Source organism: Listeria sp. SHR_NRA_18 (assembly GCF_003856515.1).
In the GTDB taxonomy this organism is placed as follows: domain Bacteria; phylum Bacillota; class Bacilli; order Lactobacillales; family Listeriaceae; genus Listeria_A; species Listeria_A newyorkensis.
Genome location: NZ_QPKR01000001.1, coordinates 679,805 through 700,378 on the forward strand (window position 1 = coordinate 679,805; position 20,574 = coordinate 700,378).

Below are 20,574 nucleotides of genomic sequence, written 5' to 3' on the forward strand. Positions count from 1 at the left end.
CCAAGTAAAGCGTCTTTTATTACGGATACAAACGATTCAACAGTCTTGGGAATGGAATCGTTTCGCGAACGTGTTCTGTCCCTGAAATCCATGCAACTGTGCGCTCTAGGCCAAGTCCAAAGCCAGAATGTGGCACAGAACCGTAGCGTGCTAAATCTAAATACCAGCTATAGGCTTCCAGATCCAGATCAAACTCTTTCATGCGCGCTTCTAAAATCGCTAACTCATGAATACGTTCTGATCCACCGATAATTTCACCATATCCTTCTGGCGCAATCAAATCAGCACATAGCACGACTTCACTGTTATTCGGATCTTCTGGCATATAAAACGGTTTAATGGCTTTTGGATAATGCGTGATGAAAACTGGCTTCTCAAAATTATCCGCAATCGCTGTTTCATGCGGCGCTCCAAAATCGTCACCCCATTCAATATCTTCAAAACCTAATTTCTTCAGCAACGTAATCGCTTCTGTATACGTGATTCGTGGGAACGGCGCGACCATTTTCTCTAAATGCGAGACGTCACGGCCCAGACGATCTAATTCTAAGCGACAGTTCTTAAGCACAGCAGCGACAAGGAATGCCACATAATTCTCTTGTACTTTTAAGCTATCTTCCAATTTGTAAAATGCCATCTCAGGCTCAATCATCCAAAATTCGATTAAATGACGGCGCGTTTTCGATTTCTCTGCACGGAAAGTTGGTCCAAACGAGAAAACTTTTCCAAACGCCATCGCCGCAGCTTCCATATACAGCTGACCGCTTTGTGATAAAAAGGCATCCTCTTCAAAATATTTCGTATGGAATAGCTCGGTTGTGCCTTCTGGTGCGCTTCCTGTCAAAATCGGTGGATCAATTTTCAAGAAACCTTCTTCGTTAAAGAATTCATATGTCGCGCGAATAATCTCATTACGAATCTTCATAATAGCGTGTTGACGATTCGAGCGCAACCATAAATGACGGTGATCCATCAAAAATTCTGTGCCGTGTTCTTTCGGCGTAATTGGGTAATCGACAGACTCACTGACAACTTCAATTCCAGTCACAGCCATTTCATAGCCGAACGGGGAACGCGTATCTTCGTGAATCGTCCCAGTAACATAAAGACTCGTTTCTTGAGACATACCTTTCGCTGTTTGAAACAGTTCTTCACCGACTTCTTCTTTGACAACAACGCCCTGCATAAAGCCAGTTCCATCGCGTAATTGTAAGAAGGCGATTTTACCACTAGAACGTTTATTGCTGAGCCAACCGCCAATTTTTACTTCTTTGTCTACATATTTTGCTGCTTGATTAATCGTAATTTGCATGTTTACACTCCCTAATTTTTCATAAAATCTTTCATTCGGTTAAGCGCTTGTTCAAATAATGCTGGGTCTGTCGCATAGGATATCCGAATATAATCCGGCATACCAAAACCTGAGCCTGGAACAACCGCGACAAAGGCATCATCTAACAAGCTCTTTGCAAAAGCATCCACATCTGCAAAGCCCTTCATACGTGCTGCTTCTGCTACATCAATAAAGAAGTAGAAGGCACCGTCTGGCTTCTTCGGTCTAAAACCCGGAATCGATTCCAACACTGGATAAAACCGCTCCATCCGTCCCTCAAACGCCTTATACATACTTTCAGGAACCGCCTGATCCCCATTATAAGCTTCCACCGCGCCATACTGAGCGTTTGCTGTCGGATTACTCGTCATATGATCGGCAAGTCTTCCCATACTCGCAATAATCGATTCTGCCGCAGCTGCATAGCCAATACGCCAACCAGTCATTGCATACGCTTTGGAAACGCCATTAATCACGATGGTCCATTGATATAACGCGTCACTCAAAGAAGCAATCGAAACGAGATCCTTTTTGTCCCCGTAATATAACTTCTCATAAATTTCATCAGAAACGATATAAATGCCATGTTTCTCCGCAACTTCGCCAATCGCAACAAGTTCCGCTTTCGAGTAAGCCATCCCCGTTGGATTGTTTGGAGAATTAAGCACGATCGCACGCGTTTGTGAGGTTATAGCCTTTTCAAAATCAGCGGCAGTAATCTTGAAATCCGCATCAAAACCAGTCTCAACAAAAATTGGCACACCGCCAGCAAGCTTAATTTGCTCCGGATAAGTCACCCAGTAAGGTACAGGTATAATGACTTCATCGCCAGGATTCAGAATAGCTTGAAAAGCACAATAAAGCACATGTTTCGCGCCAGTTCCCACAAAAATCTGATTCGGCTTATACGCTAAATTCTGATCTTGTTGCAACTTGTCGATAATCGCTTGCTTTAATTCTGGTATCCCCGTTGTTGCTGTATACTTGGTATATCCTTTGTTCATCGAATCCACAGCAGCATCAATGATATTTTGTGGTGTATTGAAATCCGGTTCCCCAGCTCCAAGCCCAATAACATCGATTCCTGCTTGCTTCATTTCTCTTGCTTTTGCTGTAATCGCAAGTGTTGGCGATGCAGCAATTTCTTGGACACGTCTCGATAGCGGTAGGTCCATGCACGTTCCCTCCTAAATTTTAAAAAGTTTTATAAATTCTCAATTGCTCGGTACCATTCGCCTGTTTCAAAATCCAAATCATAATAATTCAAGTTGTTATCCTTGTCTAAATAGGACACTTCCCAAATTGGCACACCTTTATCCATACCAAGCGTCACATTCAGAATCTTAACTGGATTCTTTTCCTGCTTCACTTTAGCAATTGCCTCGTCTTTTGTTATACCATCTTTTGCGTACTTGACGACCACTGTCCCCTTCTTACTCTTAGGAACCCACACAATGATATCTTTCTTCTTACTATTCTTTCCTGTTAGCACGTAGTAGACACCATTCGAGCCATTATACAAATAAAAATTCTCTTGCTCTTTCAAATCTACCTTGCCATCAATGCGTGCAAGTGCGGTCTCTTCATCTGCGCGAACCGGCTTCTGGGCGCTGTAGAAAAAGATGAAAAACCCTGCTATTACAACGACAATCGCGGCAATACTAATCCAAATCCACTTCCAGTAACTTTTTCGATTACTTTTTCGCAACATATCTACTCTCATTTCTATTAGCTTTTACGCTGTTGTCGCCAATTTCAGGCATAGGTTTATTATAGCAATACCCTCACGATATTTGAAGCGAAAAAACGCTTATTCAAAAAATTTCTTCACTTCCTCCAATAATTCCTGTTCTTTGCCTTTTACAATAGGCACCTCAGGAATCGAGTTCAAGAATGCTTTTCCAAAATTAGTCGTATCCATGCGATTATCAAAAACGAACACAATCCCACGATCTGTTTCCCGCCTGATCAGCCTTCCAAAGCCTTGTTTAAAACGAAGAACAGCTTCTGGTAGCGAATAGGTTTGAAATGCATTGAGCCCCATTTTTTTACGCAACGCAATTTGAGCTTTCGTATAGGGATCCTCAAGCGGAGCAAACGGCAGACGCACAATGACCAAACAAGATAAATCATCGCCCGGAATATCAACCCCTTCCCAAAAACTCATCGTCCCTAGTAAAATGGCCTTATCAAACGCGAGGAATTGTTTCGTTAACCGTGCTGGGCTACCCGATGACACACCTTGCGCTAAAATACGATATTCCGCAATAGAGGAATCCTGATTCATTTTTCGGTATGTTTTTTGTAACATATCATGGGCAGTAAACAGGACAAGCATGCGACCCGATGTTTCTTTGGCAATGGCACTGAGATAACCTGCTAACTTGCTCGTGTACTCCTCAACAGGTGTTCCTTTCACTGGTAACATATCAGAAGGAATCAGGATTCGTGCATTCTCTCCATAATCGAACGGTGACTTAATCTGTTTGGTCACTATAGCAGCGTCTAAGCCTAACTCAGCCCGAATATAAGCAAACGAATCATCTACCGTGAGTGTTGCAGACGTCATAACCACTGATTTTTTAGTATCAAAGAAATCCTTCTGTAGCGTATGATTCACCTGCACAATATCTGCTCTAAGCCGTACACTACTAAGCGCCTTATTCTTATCTGCCTCGATATAAAGCATCATCGCCTCTTCCTTCTCGTAAAGCATCCGAGAAAGCTGGCTCTCCGCGCGTTTCCAATCAATTACAAACGAATAAACTTCTTCTAAAAATACCGATTCGCCCTCACTAAATTTCTCAGCCTCTCGCTTACCATGTTCCAAAACATGGTCGAGCGTGTTACTCACTTCACGCATCAGCAATAGTACCTTTTCACCTGCGAAAAACAAGGCTGCATCTAATTTCTCATCGATGACATTCTCAACCAGAATTAACTCCGTAGCATTCTTATTTGCCTTTAGTAACTTCTGCGCCAACAGTAAGAATAGGTTCTCTAACGCCTCTTCTAGCTTTATGATAGCAATCTCAATATCAAAAAGCTGATGTTGTTCCGGAAACATGAGTTCTAACCGCTGTAGCATAGCTTCTTTTCCTAGTGTTCCCAAGCGATTGATAAAAAATTTCATCCGACGATAGGAAAAAACAAAGCTCTGTTGTGCGCGTGCCGCATCTGTGAAATGATGCGCCTCATCAATAACTGCATATTCATAATCTGGCAACCATTTCCCACCACTAAAATGATCCTGTAAAAGTAAGGCATGGTTCACAATAATTAAGTCTGCCGCCTTGGCTTGCCTCTGATTAAACAAATAAAAATCATGGGCTAACCACGGATCTTTTTGAGGAGACAAAAACCATCCGGTATGCTTCATTCGATTCCAGAAAAGCTGACCACCACCAGATAAATTCACCTCATCAATATCCCCAGTCGTCGTTTCCGTCAACCATACAAGAATCTGCATTTTCGTCAAGACAACATCATAGGTTTTATCTACTTCCGATAGCAATTGTTCAAATTTAAACAAATTGATATAATGCTCTCTTCCCTTTAACACAACTGCCTGTATATCGAAATCGGTCAGCGCGGAAAGTAACGGAATATCTTTATGGAATATTTGAGATTGCAAAAGGTTCGTATATGTACTAATCACGATTGGAATTTGGCGTTCCTTCGCAAAATAAATCGCTGGCAAAGAATAACCTAAAGTTTTCCCAATCCCTGTTCCTGCTTCAATAAGTGCATTTTCTTCTTTTTCCCATGATGTCATAACCGTATCCATCATCACAAATTGACCAGCTCGAGGCATTAAAGTTTCATCTGCTTCCTTAAAAAGTGCCGTTTTCTCCTCATCCGTCTTTGGATACCGTCTAGTATCCGCCCGACTATACTGCACTTCTTGTATGCTTTTATTGCGAATCACGAGACCTCTATATTCTGTCCATTTTGTATCAAGCATTGCCAATTCGCGTTCTTTACGCATCTCGATTTCAAAAAGCAACTCCGCAAGGTATCCGGTCAAATGTTGCGAAAGCGTCGTTAATTTACGAATAGTCGCAAGCGGTAATGTCTCCAATTTCTCTAGAAAAAGTAACATCAATTCAGCCGTCACGCGTGCGTCACTATCTGCTCGATGGGGAGCATCATGGCCTAGTCCAAACTCATCCGCTAAGTCTTGCAATTTAAAACTATCCACTGTCGGATACATAATTCGCGCTAATTCCACCGTATCAAGAAGCTTCATTTTGAGTGGTGCTTCGCCTGCTTCACGCATCTCTTTTTGTAAAAAAGTCCAATCAAAACTCACATTATGCGCTACAAAAATACCGCCATCAATCAGCGAATGGATAATCGATGATACATCTTCAAATAATGGCGCATCTTTCACGTCTTTGTCGGCTATTCCCGTCAACTCTTTAATAAAAGGAGGAATCCGCTTCTCCGGATTTAGGAAAGTAGAGAACTGATCTATAATCTTGCCGCCCTCCACAATACACGCCGAAAATTGAATAATTTTATCCGCCTTATTCGCTTGGTTTCCCGTAGTCTCCAAATCAACGACGATATATCTTTTATTTTTCACGATTATCCCCCCTTTACTCCAATCGGGAAGCTAGATTCAAAACCTAGCTTCCTCCACATCTCATAGTGTTGTTCGCGCTTTTTCTTCTGGCAAAGTCTGTACAACACGATTAAGCTCATTCAGAACCACTATTTTAGGTTGATGATTCGCTATCTCTTCTTCCGAAAAAATACCGTAAGCCATAATAATAATCGTATCGCCAACCTGCGTCATTCTAGCGGCAGCACCGTTCAAACAAATAATACCACTATTTCGCTCTCCAGGTATAATATAAGTCTCCAAACGAGCACCATTATTATTATTTACAATCTGTACCTTTTCATTTGGCAACATATCAACCGCCTCCAGTATCGCCTCGTCAATCGTGATACTACCAACATAATTGAGGTTAGCTTCCGTTACAGTGGCCCGATGAATCTTACCATGCATCATGGAACGCATCATGTCATGCACCTCCTATGATTTCATTATCAATTAATCTAGCTTTCGAATATTGCACACAAATCGCAATAATAATAGGCTTTTCCCAATCTTCCACAGGTTCAAACGAAGGATACTGATACATATCTAGATAAACAATTTTTTCATGCGAGTTTTTCTGATCTATGGCTGCTCGAATATTTGCCAACACGCTCGCCTTATCTTGCCCCTTCACTTCTTCGCGAGCTTTTCGCAATGCGGCATGAATAACTGGTGCCTCCTTGCGCTCCTGCTCTGTCAAATACACATTGCGTGAACTTTTTGCTAGCCCATCCTGCTCTCTAACAGTCGGAACCACACAAATCTTCAACGGAAAAAAATAATCAGCAACAAAGCCTTGTACTACAGCTACTTGTTGCGCATCTTTCTGACCAAAATAAGCGTTATCCGGTTGAACAAGATGAAACAATTTCCCTAACACCGTCAAAACCCCATCAAAATGCCCTTCTCGAGTCGCTCCATCCAATACAGAAACTCGTTTCTGCGCATGAATCGTTGCCGTCAAACTCTCCGGATACATCGTTTCAACAGAAGGCATGAACAAAATATCTACGCCATTCTGCTCTGCACGTACCGTATCTCGCGCTTCGTCACGGGGATAGCTTTCGAAGTCTTCATTTGGTCCAAACTGTGTTGGATTCACAAAAATACTCATAACTACAACATCATTTTCCATATGAGCCGCTTTCACAAGTGCCATATGACCTTCGTGTAAAAAACCCATCGTCGGCACAAAACCAATCGTTTGCTGCTGTTTCTTGTAAGATCTGACAGCTGCTTGCAAAGCCTCTATTTCGCGTATAATTTTCATATCATTGGCCCCCGTATAGACCCTTAAGCGTTTCTTCGCTCATCGTAAAGGTATGCTCCAAAGCTGGAAAACTACCCGACTTCACATCGCTAACATAGGAGGTCAAAGCGGTATCGATCATGGCATCTACATCTGCGTACGTCTTCACAAATTTAGCTGCACGATCCGTTCCGTATTGAATCACATCATGATACACCAGTACTTGACCATCCGTATCCACGCCAGCCCCAATACCAATTGTTGGAATCGAAATAGCTGCTGTTACCTCTTTTGCCAGTTGTCTTGGGATGGCTTCTAAAACGAGCGCAATAGCCCCCGCTGCCTCTGCTTCTTTTGCTTGCCTCAATAAACCTTGTGCTGCCTCTTTTGTTTTCGCTTGCACCTTGTAACTACCTGTTAAACCTACCGTTTGCGGCGTCAGACCAAGATGGGCAAAAACGGCAACACCACCAGCACTCAGATGCGTGATTTTGGTGAACACATCACCAGCGCCTTCTAATTTCAGCGCATTTGCACCCGTTTCTTGAATGATTTGCCGTGCATTTCGCATCGTTTCCTCTGTCGAACCATGGTAACTTAGAAACGGCATATCTGTAACAATAAATGTATCCGGAGCACCCCGCCGCACCGCTTTCGTATGATGAATCATATCAGCAATTGTCACTGGAACCGTGGAATCATATCCTAGAACAACCATTCCCAACGAATCACCCACTAGAATCATGTCGACTCCCACCTTCTCGGCATTCTTTGCTGACGGATAATCATAAGCAGTTAGCATCGTTATTTTCTCCTGTGCTTCTTTCATTTGTAAAAAATCAACAGGTCTTTTCATTTCAATCTACTCCTTTTGTCTCTGTCCTAATTGGATCAAAGCAAAATATTTTTAAACAAAGAAAACATGTGCCGTTCTTACTCGAAGATACAGCCAATCATTGCTTTCCTCCTTGCTATAGTAACACATTTCACGCCGTTTCGAAAGTTCTTAAACTGACTATAATTGACAGTATTAGAAAAAGAGCGCATGCCTACCGAAATACTTCGCGACATACGCCTCCCTTGCTATTTACTGTATTTTTCAAACCAAGTTTTTAGCGCGGTCTTATCATCATTTCCGTCGTATCGCGCCACTTCTTTACCATCTTTCAAGTAGAAAATAACTGGGACTGTCTTTACTTTCATGTCCTGCAAAAATGTTTTTGTATCATCCTCAGCCGTCTCTCGTGCCGCATCTGTATCAAAATAAGCCAAACGCATCTCTTTATCTTTCAAAACACTATCCAACGTTGGTTGAAAAGCCTGGCAATCTGGACAGGTCGGTCTACCAATATACACAAAACCGCTTTCCTTATTATCCAATTTCGCTTGGAATTCTGCTAACGTTATTTTGTCTAATTGCTTACTATCTTCCGTCTTCTCACTACCGCATGCAGCAAGCACTAAAAGCACGCCTAACATTCCTAAAAATAATAATTTCTTCATCATTTCAAATCTCCTCTTTTTTATATCGGTAAAATCAAATGAATATCTAGCGGTTCCAGCTCAAATAAATAGATATCTGGTGGATTCGCTAATTCTGCGCCTAGCCTCAAGTAGAAGTCTACTGTATTACGAACTGGTGTCGCGGATATATATAGTTCCTTTGCACCGAGCTCTGTTGCCTCTTGGGAAATAATATCGATAAGCCGCCGACCAAGCCCTTTTCCGCGATAATCATGGCTGACGTATAACATGTCCAGCTTCATCGTCTTACCGTCAATAAGGTAGCTTTCCAAGGACACAAGCCCAACCAAGATACCTTCTTCGTATGCTCCAATAATAATGCCATCTCGGTCAAAAAGCGACTCTAAACGTTGCACATAAATCGTGAGCTCACTCTCGAGCCAGCCTTCGATATCATAGTATTCCTTCACTAATTGCAACATTTGATTCCGAACATAGTAAACTTCCCCAACAAATTCCTTGCGATCGATATCCTTCAACTGAGATAATTCATCCCGAACCAGCCATTTAAACTCCATCTATTCAGCGCTCCTTTTCAGCAATTTTTCTTAGTATACCTGAGTATCTTCTAAAAGAAAAAATGCTAAAAAGGGATTTCAAATCAAATTTTGTATATCTATACGCGTAAATCATGCCTTATCCTTCTTTTTTCATGCCACACCGTTCGTTTCTGCCAGCCAATTTTCGCCTAAAAAATGAATTTACTAACCGAGCAAAATATCTGCGGAATAAATCTTGTGTTCTTCTCCCACAGCATCTTGAACGATCAGCACACCTTCATCTGATATTCCCTTCACCGTTCCACGAATCTCGCCTCTTAACGTCTTTGCTACGATTTTTTCACTAAAAGGAATGGCTCTTGCTTCCCACAATAGTTTAATCGGCGCAAAACCTTGGTCTAGGAATAGCAAATAGTATTTTTCCAACTGAGAGACAATCTCGCCATATAACGCGCCTCTGGAAATTGGGTGACCTGCTAAAATAGCTAAGGATGTCGCTTTATCACGCAATTCTTCTGGAAAAAAGTCTTGATTCACGTTGATGCCAGTCCCAATAATAATCGCGTTTACCTGCTCTGCCTCGGCTTGCATTTCCGTTAAAACACCGCATACTTTACGTTTTTCGATATAAAGGTCATTCGGCCATTTGATTTGTGGCTCTAAACCTGTGATATTCTCAATCGCCTCAGCAACGGCTAACGACGCGATAAAAGTAAACTGTGGCACTTGTTGCATCGGGATTTCGGGTTTTAGAATCGTGCTCATCCAGATTCCTGTTCCCTTTTGCGAATTCCACGGTCTTGCTAAGCGTCCTTTTCCTGCCGTTTGTTCGTCAGCGATAACGACTGTTCCATCGACCGCTCCTTCGCCAACGAGTTGATGCGCAACGATTTGCGTGGATGTTACTTCTGGATAAAAAGCTACCTGTTGCCCGATGAATTTCGTTTTGGCGCGAAAATAAAGCATATCCTCTGTGAAAATTTCTTCGGCTGGTTGAATCGCATAGCCACTTCCTCGTTTTGCCTCAATCTCAAAGCCAGCTTTTTTTAACTCTTCTATTTGCTTCCATACGGCTGTCCGACTGCAGTTCAGCGCATCGGCAATCTCTTGACCTGAAACTAAACCACCCTCTGCTGCTCGAAATACATCCAATAATTTACGCCGATTCGTTGATAACATGTTCCACCCATCCTTTAATTTCTGACTGTGTATTCCTTATTTCTCCTTCAATGATGGCTTGATCGAGCCTCGCTAGCAAATCTTTTAGCCAAGGGCCTCCTTTTTTATCCGCCCATACCATGATGTCATCGCCACTCGCCTGAATCTCGCTTCGTGACTGGACAGGTAATCCGTCAAAGCGTTCGTGTAAAGCCGTCCAGTCTGTTTCGCCCGTTTGGATGAAGCGTGCTTTTTCGACTAGCGCTACCGTATGCGTTCCTGTTGCAAACAATTCGTAGTCGCTCCACACTCGTTTATCCGCCAAATCATACGCTTTTGAGACCTCACGGATTAGCTTGTTTGGCAATTTCCAAGCGCGCAAAAAGTTTCCTACATTCTCCGGCATCACAGCGAGGACAACGATAAACCAGATTGTTTCGTCATCACGAGCCGCCGCTAAATCCCAAGACGCTAATCTCTGAATCGCGGCATTTTGGCCTACAAATCCAGGTAAATACGGTAACATCTCGAGTTCCTCTACTAATGGCAATGCCGTTTTGACCGCTTCACCCTTCATTAATTTCACAAATTCGACGGCAATCCGTTCCACCGCAATGTTTTTCAGAAGTGCGATATTTTGTTGCATCGCCTCATATGTATCTTTTTCCAGTGAAAAATCTAACTGACTTACAAAACGAACACCGCGCATCATTCTTAGTGCATCTTCGTGAAATCGTTCCCATGGCTGACCGACCGCGCGAATCTGTTTATTTTTCATATCTTGCTGACCGCAAAACGGATCAATGAATCGGCCATCAAGCCCCATCGCTATCGCATTCATCGTGAAATCGCGACGCTCCAAATCCTTCTCCAACGAACGAATAAAAACAACCTCATCTGGGCGTCTGAAATCGGCGTACGTTCCCTCTGTGCGAAACGTCGTAATTTCATATATTTCTCCCGCTTCCAAGACAGAAACCGTCCCATGTTCGATACCAGTATCAAATGTCCGCGTGAAAATCTGCTTTACTTCTTCTGGAAAGGCACTTGTTGCAATATCAATGTCCGCTACTTCACGACCGAGCAACGTATCTCGTACAGAGCCACCTACAAAATAAGCCTCAAAACCAGCCTGTTCTAGTTTCGCTAAAACAGGCACGGCTTTCTTAAAAATTGCTTTCATCCATTAAAACTCCTATTCTTCGTTGCGTCTTAAATCGCGCCAATCCATAAATCCTTCTTGCAAACCGCGCAATAATACTTCTGCCGTTCCGATATTGGTTGCAAGTGGAATTTCATAAACATCACATAATCGAATGAGCGCGGTCACATCTGGTTCGTGTGGTTGCGCTGCGAGTGGATCGCGTAAGAAAATCACCAAGTCCATTTTGTTCTCCGAAATCCGGGAACCAATTTGCTGATCGCCACCGAGCGGGCCCGACTGAAACCGGTGTACCGAAAGTCCAGTCGCCTCCATAATTCGCAAACCAGTCGTTCCTGTCGCGAATAACGTGTGTGGCTCTAAGATGAGTTTATAAGCTAACGTGAGCTCTATCATCAATTCTTTTTTACGATCGTGTGCGATTAAGGCAATGTTCATGTACTAACCACTCCTCATCAAATTAAATTTTCTAAACCGTAGACTAGTGTGTCCAAGTCTGCCGTTTTGCGAATCGAAAAAGCAACGCCTGACATGAAAGAAATGCGATCGTAGGAATCGTGGCGAATCGTGAGTCCTTGGCCTTCTGCGCCAAATTGCACTTGTTGGTGCGCAATCAAACCTGGTAGGCGAACACTATGAATCCGCATCCCTTCATAATCCGCACCACGAGCCCCTTTCATCGTTTCCTCTTCGTTTGCCGCACCTTGTTGTTTCGGATCGCGAACTTCCGCCATCATTTCCGCCGTTTTCACAGCCGTACCGCTTGGCGCATCCAGTTTATTATCATGGTGCAGTTCGATAATCTCCACATCTGAGAAGTATTTCGCCGCTTTTTGCGCAAATTGCATCATCAGTACCGCCCCCACCGCAAAATTTGGAGCAATAATCGCGCCAATTTTTTTCGATGCTGCGAGTTCTGTCAATTCCGTAATTTGTTCTGGTGTAAAACCTGTCGTACCAACAACTGGACTCACACCATGCGTCAACACTAATTTTGTATTGGAATAGCCAACTTTCGGCGTCGTAAAGTCAACAACGGCGTCCAGCGTTACACTAGTCAGTAATTTTTCTAAATCGTCAAATACGGGTACGTCCAAATCCGAAAATTCCGCAATTTCGTTGATGTTCTTTTCTTTTGGCGCATGGTCAAGTACTGCAACTAGTTCCAAATCTGCTTCACGGAGGACCGTTTTTACGACCTCATGCCCCATTCTACCTTTAAAACCTAATACTGCTACTTTCATTTATTTGTCCTCCTTCTTGGTCCATCTATCGGCGTCACGTTCCTTGAATTTCTTCATGACCGTATCGTGGGCCTCTTCTAAGCTAATATTTAGCGAATTTGCCATACAAATGAGGACAAATAACACATCTCCGAGCTCCGCGGCTACTGTATTCTCTGGTTCGCTGGCTTTCTTCGGTTTCTCGCCGTAATAATGATTAATCTCGCGAGCAAGCTCTCCTGTTTCCTCTGTCACGCGCGCCATCATCGCTAAAGGAGAAAAATATCCCTCTTCGAACTGGCCAATCAACGCGTCTACCTCATCTTGCAACTGCTGCATCGTTTTTGCCATGCTTTGTTTCGCTCCTTTTGTGGTAAACTAACGTAAGGCTTTATTTACCCATTTTACGTCTGTTATAATCATTATAGCTAAGAAGTCCTTGCTACGTCTATAAAAAGGAATTTATACGTGGAAGCAATAAAAAAGGGAGTGATGCCTGTGTGGCAAGATGTTCGTGTTAAAAATATTATCTTTATTTTACTTGGAACAACGATTTACGGGTTCGGACTTGTAAACTTCAATATCGCGAATGATCTTGGGGAAGGTGGATTAACTGGGATTACCTTACTATTACTACATTTCACAGGTATTGATCCTGCGTATTCCAACCTTATTTTAAATATTCCGCTGTTTTTCCTAGGCTGGCGCATTCTTGGAAATCGTGCGCTGATTTATACCATTATTGGAACGGTGGGCCTTTCGCTAGCTCTATGGGTTTTCCAACGCGTGCCGTATCGCCTTGATCTGCATGATGACCTTTTACTCGTGGCGCTTTTTGCGGGTGGTTTTACGGGAATTGGGCTTGGTTTTGTCTTTCGTTATGGCGGGACAACGGGTGGTAGCGACATCATTGCCCAAGTGCTACATCGTAAAAAAGGCGTGAGTATGGGACGGACTTTGTTTGCGATTGACGCCGTTGTGTTGACGCTTTCGTTGTCTTATTTGGACGTTCGGCAAGTGATGTATACACTCGTTGCGGTTTTCATTGGCGCTCGTGTGATTGATTTCATGCAAGAAGGAGCCTACGCCGCCCGGGGTGCCTTGATAATTTCCGCCCATAATGATAAAATTGCCGACCATGTGATGCTGGCGATGAATCGAGGCGTGACGGTGCTTGAAGGACGCGGCGGCTTTTCGAAAAAAGATCAAGATGTGCTGTATATTGTCGTTGCGAAGAATGAGATTGTGCAGCTGAAAAACATTGTGAACGCGACTGATCCACACGCCTTCGTCTCCGTTTCCGTCGTGCATGACGTGATGGGAGAAGGTTTTACGTTGGATGAGGATAAGAAGCCGTTGATATGAAGAACGAAAGGCTGAAACGGCCCGTTTAGCTCCGAAAAAAACTGGAGCGGCCGCAATAAAAAGCCGCTCTTGCTTTTTGTGGAGGGCGTGAAGTTTTCGAGGAGTTGGCCGTTGAAGCTAGATCCGACGAAAAGCTGAAACGGCCCGTTATGTTGATTTAGTGAATCAATAGGCAGCTGAGCAAAGCGAAACTGACAACCTTTTATTTGTTAGGACTCGCAGTGAAAACCCGCTCTTGTTTTTTTACGGAGGCCACAAAATTTTCGAGAGTCTGGCAAATGGAAGGCAGTTTCATTGTATTCAACTGCATATTGAGGTTCTAAAAAAGCACACGACGCTTTTCAAGAACCACAACAAAGCTGAATCCGGAGGCGCAGAGCATGACGCCACACTCGATAAAAAAATGCCACACAACAAACCTAGACCAGCGCACCGTACTAAAAAAATTTTGCGTTACTGTTTTAAAAATAAGTCTTATTTTGCATCCAACGGCCATTTTAAGGAACGAATGCTCACTGCGTTCGCACTCATATTGTGGGCCTAATTCAGCAAAAGATGCTTCATAAGGCCCACAACAAAGGAGCCCAAAACCATGGAAAAAATACTAATCGTTGAAGACGACCCAAAAATCGCGACGCTATTACAAGATTACCTACGCCGATACAATCTAGACGCCCACATCACAACCGACTTCGATGACGTGATGCCTCTTTTCGAAGAACTAACGCCTCACCTTGTCCTGCTCGATATCAATTTGCCGAAATATGACGGTTACTTTTGGTGTCGCAAAATTCGTGAAGTCTCGGTCTGCCCAATTATCTTCATCTCAGCGCGTGATGGAGAACTGGACCAAGTCATGGCGCTTGAAAACGGAGCGGATGACTACATCACAAAACCATTTTCCTATCAAGTCGTTATCGCGAAAGTGCGTGCCCAATTGCGACGCGTCTATGGCGATTTTGCCAACCAATATCAAGAACCTGAATTTCATGAAGGTACACTCTCCTTTTATCCGCTAAAATTCACAATTGAACGCGCTGGCAAAACGCTAGAACTTAGCAAAAATGAAGCGAAACTGCTCGAAGTTATTTGGCGAACTGCTCCAAATGTTGCAAATCGCGATCTCTTATATGAAGAAATTTGGGATGAAGTCACGTTTATTGATGATAATACGTTGAGTGTCAACGTTGCCAGACTCCGTAAAAAGCTACTAGACCTTGGTGTCAAAGATTCGATTAAATCTGTCCGCGGTTACGGTTACCAATGGGTTTACAAGGAGGAATCATAATGCGTTTATTTTTTCGTAGTCACCTATCCTTCCTTCTATTCGCACTCATTTTATCGCTCTCAACTGTGGGCATCTTTTGGCTAGACGGATACAGCAGTGCTCGCCTCACCATCTATGTCCTTTTTCTCTGGATAGTGCTCAGTATCTTGTTCCTAACCGTCCGCTACTTCGGATATCGCCGCGTCTTTAAGCGCCTAGAACAAGCCGATGTCGTAGCATCCGAATTTCATCCTAACGAAGGTTCCCCGTTCACACAAGCCTTCGAAAGCTACTTAGCGCAACAATACCACGCCTACCAAATCGACTTACAAAAATGGCGCGCAAAAGATGCCGATCGCAATATTTTCATCAATCAGTGGGTGCATCAAATGAAAACCCCCGTATCGGTTATCGAGCTGATGACACAAAACCAGTCCGACCCAACGCTTCGTAGCATTCAAGAAGAGACCGATAAAATCAAGCAAGGCCTTGACACGGTTCTTTACACACTACGCCTCGAAACCTTTGAAAATGATTTCGTTGTTGACCATACAGACTTAAAAACGCTTGCCACCGAAGCCATCAACGAACATAAACGGCTTTTTATCCGACATCAACTCTATCCAAAAGTCGACATCGATTCCAGTCTATTTTTAGAAACCGACAAAAAATGGTTCGTTTTTATGTTGGGACAACTCCTGTCCAATGCGATTAAATACTCACCACAAAAAGGAAGTAACATCGAAATAACAGCGATTACAGAGTCCACAGGCTATTTACTGACTATCCAAGATTACGGTATCGGCATCGAAAAATCAGACCTTCCTCGTGTTTTTCGCCCTTTCTTCACAGGAGAAAACGGCCGCAAATACCAGCATTCTACAGGCATGGGGCTTTTCCTCGTATCAGAAATATGTCAAAAGCTTGGGTATCGACTCGCCATCGAATCTCAAATAGGCTCCGGCACAACGATTCTAATTCGAATTCCTATCCAGAAATAAACGGAGAATAACATAAGCCTCCAACTGTGGAAAAACCACCATACATGATTTCACGACAAACCTCTGCGTGGCGACAAATGCTTAATTTCTAGGCAAAAGCGAGTAGCAGCATGGACTATACTATGGAACGGAGCTTTTGCTGAAACTTACAACAACGTAAGCTTTTGTCATTAGAATCGATACCGCACTTTCCCGTTTGTTTGCTAAACTAGTCCTATCAACGAAAGAGGAGGTCTTGTTATGACACTTTTAAAAGTAGAACAAGTCAATAAAATATATACAGGAAACGTGCAATACCAGGCAATTTCTAATCTGGATTTATCGGTTGAAAAAGGAGAATTCGTGGGGATTATGGGCCCCTCAGGTAGCGGAAAAACAACGCTACTCAACATGATCGCTACCATCGACCCACCAACAAGCGGGACTGTGCAAATCCATGATGCAAACCCCTATACATTATCTTTTGATAAACTCGCCGAATTTAGACGGAAGGAACTCGGTTTTATTTTCCAATCATTTAATCTATTGGATACGTTGACCGTCCGTGAAAATATTTTACTACCACTCACACTCGATGGCACCCCACTGGAAACGATGAATGAAAAGTTAGATGTGATTGCTGCAAAGCTTGGCATCACGCCGATTTTAGATAAGCGGACGTATCAGATTTCAGGTGGTGAGTCACAACGGACAGCCGTTGCGCGCGCTGCGATTCATGAACCGAAATTATTTTTAGCGGATGAACCTACGGGAAATTTGGATTCCAAAAATAGTGAGGAAGTCATGCAACTACTTAGCCGATTGAATAAAGAAGAGGAAGCGACCATCCTGCTCGTCACGCATGATCCGCAAGCTGCATCCTACTGCGATCGCGTTGTATTTATTAAAGATGGTTCGCTATACAACGAAATTTATCGCGGCGATAACACGGCTGTCTTTTACCAGCAAATTATGGACACTTTGACGCTACTAGGAGGAAAACAACATGTCATTCCGCCAGTTCGTCATTAATAATGTTCGCCGTAATCCGAAAGTCTATGGTCCTTATTTCTTTACTAGTTTTTTCGCGGTGACGATGTTTTTTGTCTATGCTTTGCTCGTTTTTCACCCTGAATTTAAGGACAGTATTGATTCTTCTAGCGAAACCATGAGTTATTTTGCGATGATTGGTTTTCAAGTTTCACAGGTGATTATCGTTATTTTCTCAGCTTTTGCGATTTTTTACGCCGTTAGTACGTTTTTGAAAACGAGAAAAGCAGAATTTGGTTTACTGCTCATTCAAGGAATCAATAAGAAACAGCTCGTTAAATTGATTTTCTGGGAGAATATGTTAGCAGGGCTTTCTGCGGTCGTTTGCGGGGTTATCTTTGGATTTATTTTTTCGAAGGTCATCTTGCTGATCTGTTCTAAAATCTTAGCGTTAACGGAAACATTGCCTTTTTACTTCCCTTGGAAACCGATTTTGCTTACATTTGGCGTTTTTGGATTGATGTTTTTAGTCATTTCTTTCGTTACTTCTTTTACGATTCGCGTCAATAATCTAAAAGCTCTACTTGCCTCACAGAAGGAGCCGAAAAAGGAAATCAAAGCCGCATGGTATATCGCGCTACTTGCTTTAGTGCTTATTACAGCCGGATATGGCATCGTTCTTATTTTTACAAATCGTGAATCGTTCGCTCTCACCCCGCTCTTCACCGGCGTCATTCTAGTCGTCATTGGCACCTATTTCTTCTTTAGTCAGTTGCTTGTTTTTATGCTAACACGTTTGCGTAAGAGAGAACGTTTCTTTTTTAAACGCACAAATCTTCTTACGTTTTCAGAGTTAATCTATCAAATGCGTGATAATGTGAGTACGTTCTTCATCGTGGCGATTATCTCTGCAACAGCGATTACTGCGATGGGAACGAGCTCAGCGATTGGTAGTAGCGGGCTTGCGGAGATGTCGGAAAACCCATATGCGATTACGTATACCGGTTATGGGCAAGACACGATTAGCAAAGATATCATTTCCTATACAGAAAAAACGCTCCAAGGCGATTCCTATAAAAGAGCGAATGGACATTTCTATCAATTCTCTGACGATACCGATGTTTTTTATACTTTCTTGTCCATAGAAGACTATAATGCATTGATGGACTTGAGAAATGAAGCAAAAATAACGACACCACCAGGAACAGTCGTCTTGCTTCCAACAGAAAGTCTCAGTGAACTCCATTTGAAAAGTGATGCTCCTGATAAAATTGAAATTCAGCTTTCGAATCAAAAAACAACGCTACCTGTTGAAAAAGTAGCGCCGATCAATCGTTTCCCGTATGCTTCCAGTTCCAGCAGTGTAGAAATCGGGACAATAATTGCCAATCAAGCAGATATTGATGCGTTATGGCAGGAAGCAGAAGTTCGTTATAAAAACCCCAAGGATAACTATAATTCAAAAATTCCATACACCATTTTTCATATGGTTGACTGGGAAAGCACCGCAGCCTCTGCAAAAAAACTACAAAATAATGTTGATAGTTGGAATGAAAAAAATCAAGACAGTGACAAAGGTATCTATACTGGTTTTGAATCACTCGCTATACAGTGGCAAACTATGCAACAAACCAACGGCCTTCTTCTCCTACTGACCGTCTTATGCGGTGCTGTCTTCTACACCTTCTCGGCCGGATTCATCTACTTGCGCTTGCATAGCGATTTGAAACGAGACGAGCAACAATACAAAATGCTTTTCAAAATTGGTTTAACGAAATCCGAACTGCATAAAATCGTAGCGAGGCAACTACGCGTCATGTTTTTCTTACCGCTTTTCGTGGCAGTTATCCATTCACTCGTAGCCTTCCTCGCCCTACAAAACTTACTTGATTTCAATATTTGGCAAAATGTTGGTATCGTGATTGGTATCTTTATCGCCGTCCAAGCTATCTATTATTTCTTCGTGAAATATCAGTACTTGAAACAGCTACGTCGCATCATGAAGTAATCGCGCTGCTCGGATCAAAGCCAGCAATATCGGTTTTCGGCGTCCTCCCTTGAATCAAATCAACAAGAATTTTGGCAACGTAAGGGCCTGTTGTGAGTCCTGATGAGCCTAATCCATTAGCTACAAAAATATGCTTTGCAGTTGGCAAGGTACCAATAACTGGCGTGAAGTCTGGTGTGAATGGTCGCGTACCTACCCGGATTTCCGCCAGTTTTGCGTTTTTTACAGCCGGAGCAAAGCGAGCAATCTCCTCTAAAATTTCTTCGATGGCCGCCTCGGTTGGTTCCAAGTCAAAACCGCCCTCATTCTCATGTGTGGCACCAATGATTACCCGACCATCATCAAATGGCACGATACTTTTCGCACTCGGCGGCAAAACGACCGGCCATTCATTCGTGTCGATACCCTCCTCAAATTGAAGATGGAGTAGTTGTCCTTTTTGCGGGTGAATCGCGGCTTGTAGTCCGAGCGGTTGCACTAATTCTGGCAACCAAGCCCCCGCTGCGAGTATGATTTTGTCCGCAATAATGACCTCATTTCCGATAGCAACGATGACCGTATCGCCATGCTTCTCGAGTTGCGCTTTATCACGAATGATCTTAGCGCCATGCCTTGTTGCTGCGTCCGCTAACGCCAAAACGAGCAATTTCCCGTCCACGCGCGCACCACCACTCACAAAAACGCCTCCGAATGCTGGATTTACAATCGGAAATTTCGCTTGCGTTTCCGCTTTCGACAATTGTTTAATATCACCGATTTCTGATGCCTCCTCGTGGCGATCACGGGCAATTTGCTCTAATTCCGCAAGCTTCGTCTCGTCTTCTCGTAAACACAATGCACCAACCATTTTATAACCCGTATTCAGCGTCGTATCTTGCGCGAGTTCTTGCATGAGCGTCGGATAATAGCGCGCACTATCTTTGGCCAGCTCGTACCACACCTTGTTCCGGCGCTTCGATAACCACGGACACACAATCCCAGCCGCTGCAACTGTTGCCTGACCTGGCTCTTTTTTATCGATAACGATGACTTCTTTTTGTTGCTTGGCGAGTAAATACGCAGCCGTCATGCCCACGATTCCTCCGCCAATAATAACGATTTTCTCCATTTTTATGCACCCCGCTTCACCCCTCATTATACAAATTCCGAACATTTCTGACAAGCGCAGGGAAATTAGTCGATTTTTTAGCCACTTCTGGTGTAGAA

20 protein-coding genes are annotated in these 20,574 nt (G+C 43.2%); 5 read left to right on the forward strand and 15 right to left on the reverse strand.

Annotated elements, in window-relative coordinates:
* Positions 1-19: 19 nt before the first annotated feature.
* The 14 genes from asnS to DUK53_RS03445 form a co-directional block, all read right to left on the reverse strand.
* Positions 20-1,312: an asparagine--tRNA ligase gene (gene asnS, locus DUK53_RS03380; RefSeq protein ID WP_036093530.1), complete on the reverse strand. Its 1,293-nt coding sequence runs from the start codon at positions 1,310-1,312 to the stop codon at positions 20-22.
* An 11-nt stretch (positions 1,313-1,323) separates the two neighbouring features.
* A complete protein-coding gene (locus tag DUK53_RS03385; protein WP_036130785.1) occupies positions 1,324-2,508 on the reverse strand; it encodes a pyridoxal phosphate-dependent aminotransferase in 1,185 nt (394 codons plus the stop codon).
* A gap of 29 nt (positions 2,509-2,537) precedes the next feature.
* The gene (locus DUK53_RS03390) at positions 2,538-3,056 is read right to left on the reverse strand and encodes a cell wall elongation regulator TseB-like domain-containing protein (protein WP_236637255.1); all 519 of its coding nucleotides are present in this window, start codon (positions 3,054-3,056) and stop codon (positions 2,538-2,540) included.
* Positions 3,057-3,143: 87 nt separating this feature from the next.
* Complete coding sequence (dinG, locus tag DUK53_RS03395) at positions 3,144-5,921, reverse strand: ATP-dependent DNA helicase DinG (RefSeq protein WP_036130783.1); 2,778 nt, start codon at positions 5,919-5,921, stop codon at positions 3,144-3,146.
* 60 nt (positions 5,922-5,981) lie between these two features.
* Positions 5,982-6,365, reverse strand: a complete 384-nt coding sequence (gene panD, locus DUK53_RS03400) for an aspartate 1-decarboxylase (RefSeq protein WP_036093538.1) — start codon at positions 6,363-6,365, stop codon at positions 5,982-5,984.
* Position 6,366: 1 nt separating this feature from the next.
* Complete coding sequence (gene panC, locus DUK53_RS03405) at positions 6,367-7,212, reverse strand: pantoate--beta-alanine ligase (protein WP_036130781.1); 846 nt, start codon at positions 7,210-7,212, stop codon at positions 6,367-6,369.
* A 1-nt stretch (position 7,213) separates the two neighbouring features.
* Positions 7,214-8,047, reverse strand: a complete 834-nt coding sequence (gene panB, locus DUK53_RS03410) for a 3-methyl-2-oxobutanoate hydroxymethyltransferase (RefSeq protein ID WP_036130780.1) — start codon at positions 8,045-8,047, stop codon at positions 7,214-7,216.
* Between the two features lie 227 nt (positions 8,048-8,274).
* Positions 8,275-8,697, reverse strand: coding sequence for a thioredoxin family protein (locus tag DUK53_RS03415; protein WP_036130778.1), 423 nt, complete (start codon positions 8,695-8,697; stop codon positions 8,275-8,277).
* Between the two features lie 17 nt (positions 8,698-8,714).
* Entirely contained in the window at positions 8,715-9,233 is a 519-nt protein-coding gene (locus tag DUK53_RS03420) for a GNAT family N-acetyltransferase (protein WP_036093549.1), read from the reverse strand.
* Positions 9,234-9,419: 186 nt separating this feature from the next.
* Complete coding sequence (locus tag DUK53_RS03425) at positions 9,420-10,394, reverse strand: biotin--[acetyl-CoA-carboxylase] ligase (RefSeq protein ID WP_036093551.1); 975 nt, start codon at positions 10,392-10,394, stop codon at positions 9,420-9,422.
* Positions 10,372-11,556, reverse strand: coding sequence for a CCA tRNA nucleotidyltransferase (locus tag DUK53_RS03430; RefSeq protein ID WP_036130776.1), 1,185 nt, complete (start codon positions 11,554-11,556; stop codon positions 10,372-10,374). Before DUK53_RS03430 ends, DUK53_RS03425 begins: the two co-directional genes overlap by 23 nt.
* A 12-nt stretch (positions 11,557-11,568) precedes the next feature.
* Entirely contained in the window at positions 11,569-11,973 is a 405-nt protein-coding gene (gene mgsA / locus DUK53_RS03435; RefSeq protein WP_036078325.1) for a methylglyoxal synthase, read from the reverse strand.
* 17 nt (positions 11,974-11,990) lie between these two features.
* On the reverse strand, positions 11,991-12,779 hold the full coding sequence (dapB, locus tag DUK53_RS03440; RefSeq protein ID WP_036130774.1) for a 4-hydroxy-tetrahydrodipicolinate reductase: 789 nt from the start codon (positions 12,777-12,779) through the stop codon (positions 11,991-11,993).
* Entirely contained in the window at positions 12,780-13,109 is a 330-nt protein-coding gene (locus DUK53_RS03445) for a nucleotide pyrophosphohydrolase (RefSeq protein ID WP_036064417.1), read from the reverse strand.
* A 147-nt stretch (positions 13,110-13,256) separates the two neighbouring features.
* Here DUK53_RS03445 and DUK53_RS03450 point away from each other — a divergent pair, with 147 nt between their 5' ends.
* The 5 genes from DUK53_RS03450 to DUK53_RS03470 all read left to right on the forward strand — a co-directional run bounded on the left by DUK53_RS03450 (position 13,257) and on the right by DUK53_RS03470 (position 19,368).
* Positions 13,257-14,123, forward strand: a complete 867-nt coding sequence (locus DUK53_RS03450; RefSeq protein WP_036130772.1) for a YitT family protein — start codon at positions 13,257-13,259, stop codon at positions 14,121-14,123.
* Between the two features lie 592 nt (positions 14,124-14,715).
* Complete coding sequence (locus DUK53_RS03455; protein ID WP_036093562.1) at positions 14,716-15,411, forward strand: response regulator transcription factor; 696 nt, start codon at positions 14,716-14,718, stop codon at positions 15,409-15,411.
* Positions 15,411-16,391 carry a sensor histidine kinase gene (locus tag DUK53_RS03460; RefSeq protein WP_036093563.1) on the forward strand — a complete coding sequence of 327 codons (981 nt, stop codon included), beginning with the start codon at positions 15,411-15,413 and terminating at the stop codon, positions 16,389-16,391. The genes DUK53_RS03455 and DUK53_RS03460 overlap by 1 nt, the downstream gene beginning before the upstream one ends.
* A gap of 240 nt (positions 16,392-16,631) precedes the next feature.
* A complete protein-coding gene (locus tag DUK53_RS03465) occupies positions 16,632-17,402 on the forward strand; it encodes an ABC transporter ATP-binding protein (protein ID WP_036093564.1) in 771 nt (256 codons plus the stop codon).
* Entirely contained in the window at positions 17,377-19,368 is a 1,992-nt protein-coding gene (locus DUK53_RS03470) for an ABC transporter permease (RefSeq protein WP_036130770.1), read from the forward strand. The genes DUK53_RS03465 and DUK53_RS03470 overlap by 26 nt, the downstream gene beginning before the upstream one ends.
* On the opposite strand, the gene DUK53_RS03475 is transcribed toward DUK53_RS03470, so the two are convergent.
* Positions 19,358-20,476 carry an NAD(P)/FAD-dependent oxidoreductase gene (locus tag DUK53_RS03475; protein WP_036093568.1) on the reverse strand — a complete coding sequence of 373 codons (1,119 nt, stop codon included), beginning with the start codon at positions 20,474-20,476 and terminating at the stop codon, positions 19,358-19,360. The two genes, DUK53_RS03470 and DUK53_RS03475, sit on opposite strands and share 11 nt — an antisense overlap.
* Positions 20,477-20,574 lie beyond the last annotated feature (98 nt).

Excerpts from the sequence above, each read along its gene's own strand:
- asnS (WP_036093530.1), bottom strand. The coding sequence starts at position 1,312 with ATGCAAATTACGATTAATCAAGCAGCAAAATATGTAGACAAAGAAGTA.
- DUK53_RS03385 (WP_036130785.1), bottom strand. The coding sequence starts at position 2,508 with ATGGACCTACCGCTATCGAGACGTGTCCAAGAAATTGCTGCATCGCCA.
- DUK53_RS03390 (WP_236637255.1), bottom strand. The coding sequence starts at position 3,056 with ATGAGAGTAGATATGTTGCGAAAAAGTAATCGAAAAAGTTACTGGAAG.
- panD (WP_036093538.1), bottom strand. The coding sequence starts at position 6,365 with ATGATGCGTTCCATGATGCATGGTAAGATTCATCGGGCCACTGTAACG.
- panC (WP_036130781.1), bottom strand. The coding sequence starts at position 7,212 with ATGAAAATTATACGCGAAATAGAGGCTTTGCAAGCAGCTGTCAGATCT.
- panB (WP_036130780.1), bottom strand. The coding sequence starts at position 8,047 with ATGAAAAGACCTGTTGATTTTTTACAAATGAAAGAAGCACAGGAGAAA.
- DUK53_RS03415 (WP_036130778.1), bottom strand. The coding sequence starts at position 8,697 with ATGATGAAGAAATTATTATTTTTAGGAATGTTAGGCGTGCTTTTAGTG.
- DUK53_RS03420 (WP_036093549.1), bottom strand. The coding sequence starts at position 9,233 with ATGGAGTTTAAATGGCTGGTTCGGGATGAATTATCTCAGTTGAAGGAT.
- DUK53_RS03425 (WP_036093551.1), bottom strand. The coding sequence starts at position 10,394 with ATGTTATCAACGAATCGGCGTAAATTATTGGATGTATTTCGAGCAGCA.
- DUK53_RS03430 (WP_036130776.1), bottom strand. The coding sequence starts at position 11,556 with ATGAAAGCAATTTTTAAGAAAGCCGTGCCTGTTTTAGCGAAACTAGAA.
- mgsA (WP_036078325.1), bottom strand. The coding sequence starts at position 11,973 with ATGAACATTGCCTTAATCGCACACGATCGTAAAAAAGAATTGATGATA.
- dapB (WP_036130774.1), bottom strand. The coding sequence starts at position 12,779 with ATGAAAGTAGCAGTATTAGGTTTTAAAGGTAGAATGGGGCATGAGGTC.
- DUK53_RS03445 (WP_036064417.1), bottom strand. The coding sequence starts at position 13,109 with ATGGCAAAAACGATGCAGCAGTTGCAAGATGAGGTAGACGCGTTGATT.
- DUK53_RS03455 (WP_036093562.1), top strand. The coding sequence starts at position 14,716 with ATGGAAAAAATACTAATCGTTGAAGACGACCCAAAAATCGCGACGCTA.
- DUK53_RS03460 (WP_036093563.1), top strand. The coding sequence starts at position 15,411 with ATGCGTTTATTTTTTCGTAGTCACCTATCCTTCCTTCTATTCGCACTC.
- DUK53_RS03465 (WP_036093564.1), top strand. The coding sequence starts at position 16,632 with ATGACACTTTTAAAAGTAGAACAAGTCAATAAAATATATACAGGAAAC.
- DUK53_RS03470 (WP_036130770.1), top strand. The coding sequence starts at position 17,377 with ATGTCATTCCGCCAGTTCGTCATTAATAATGTTCGCCGTAATCCGAAA.
- DUK53_RS03475 (WP_036093568.1), bottom strand. The coding sequence starts at position 20,476 with ATGGAGAAAATCGTTATTATTGGCGGAGGAATCGTGGGCATGACGGCT.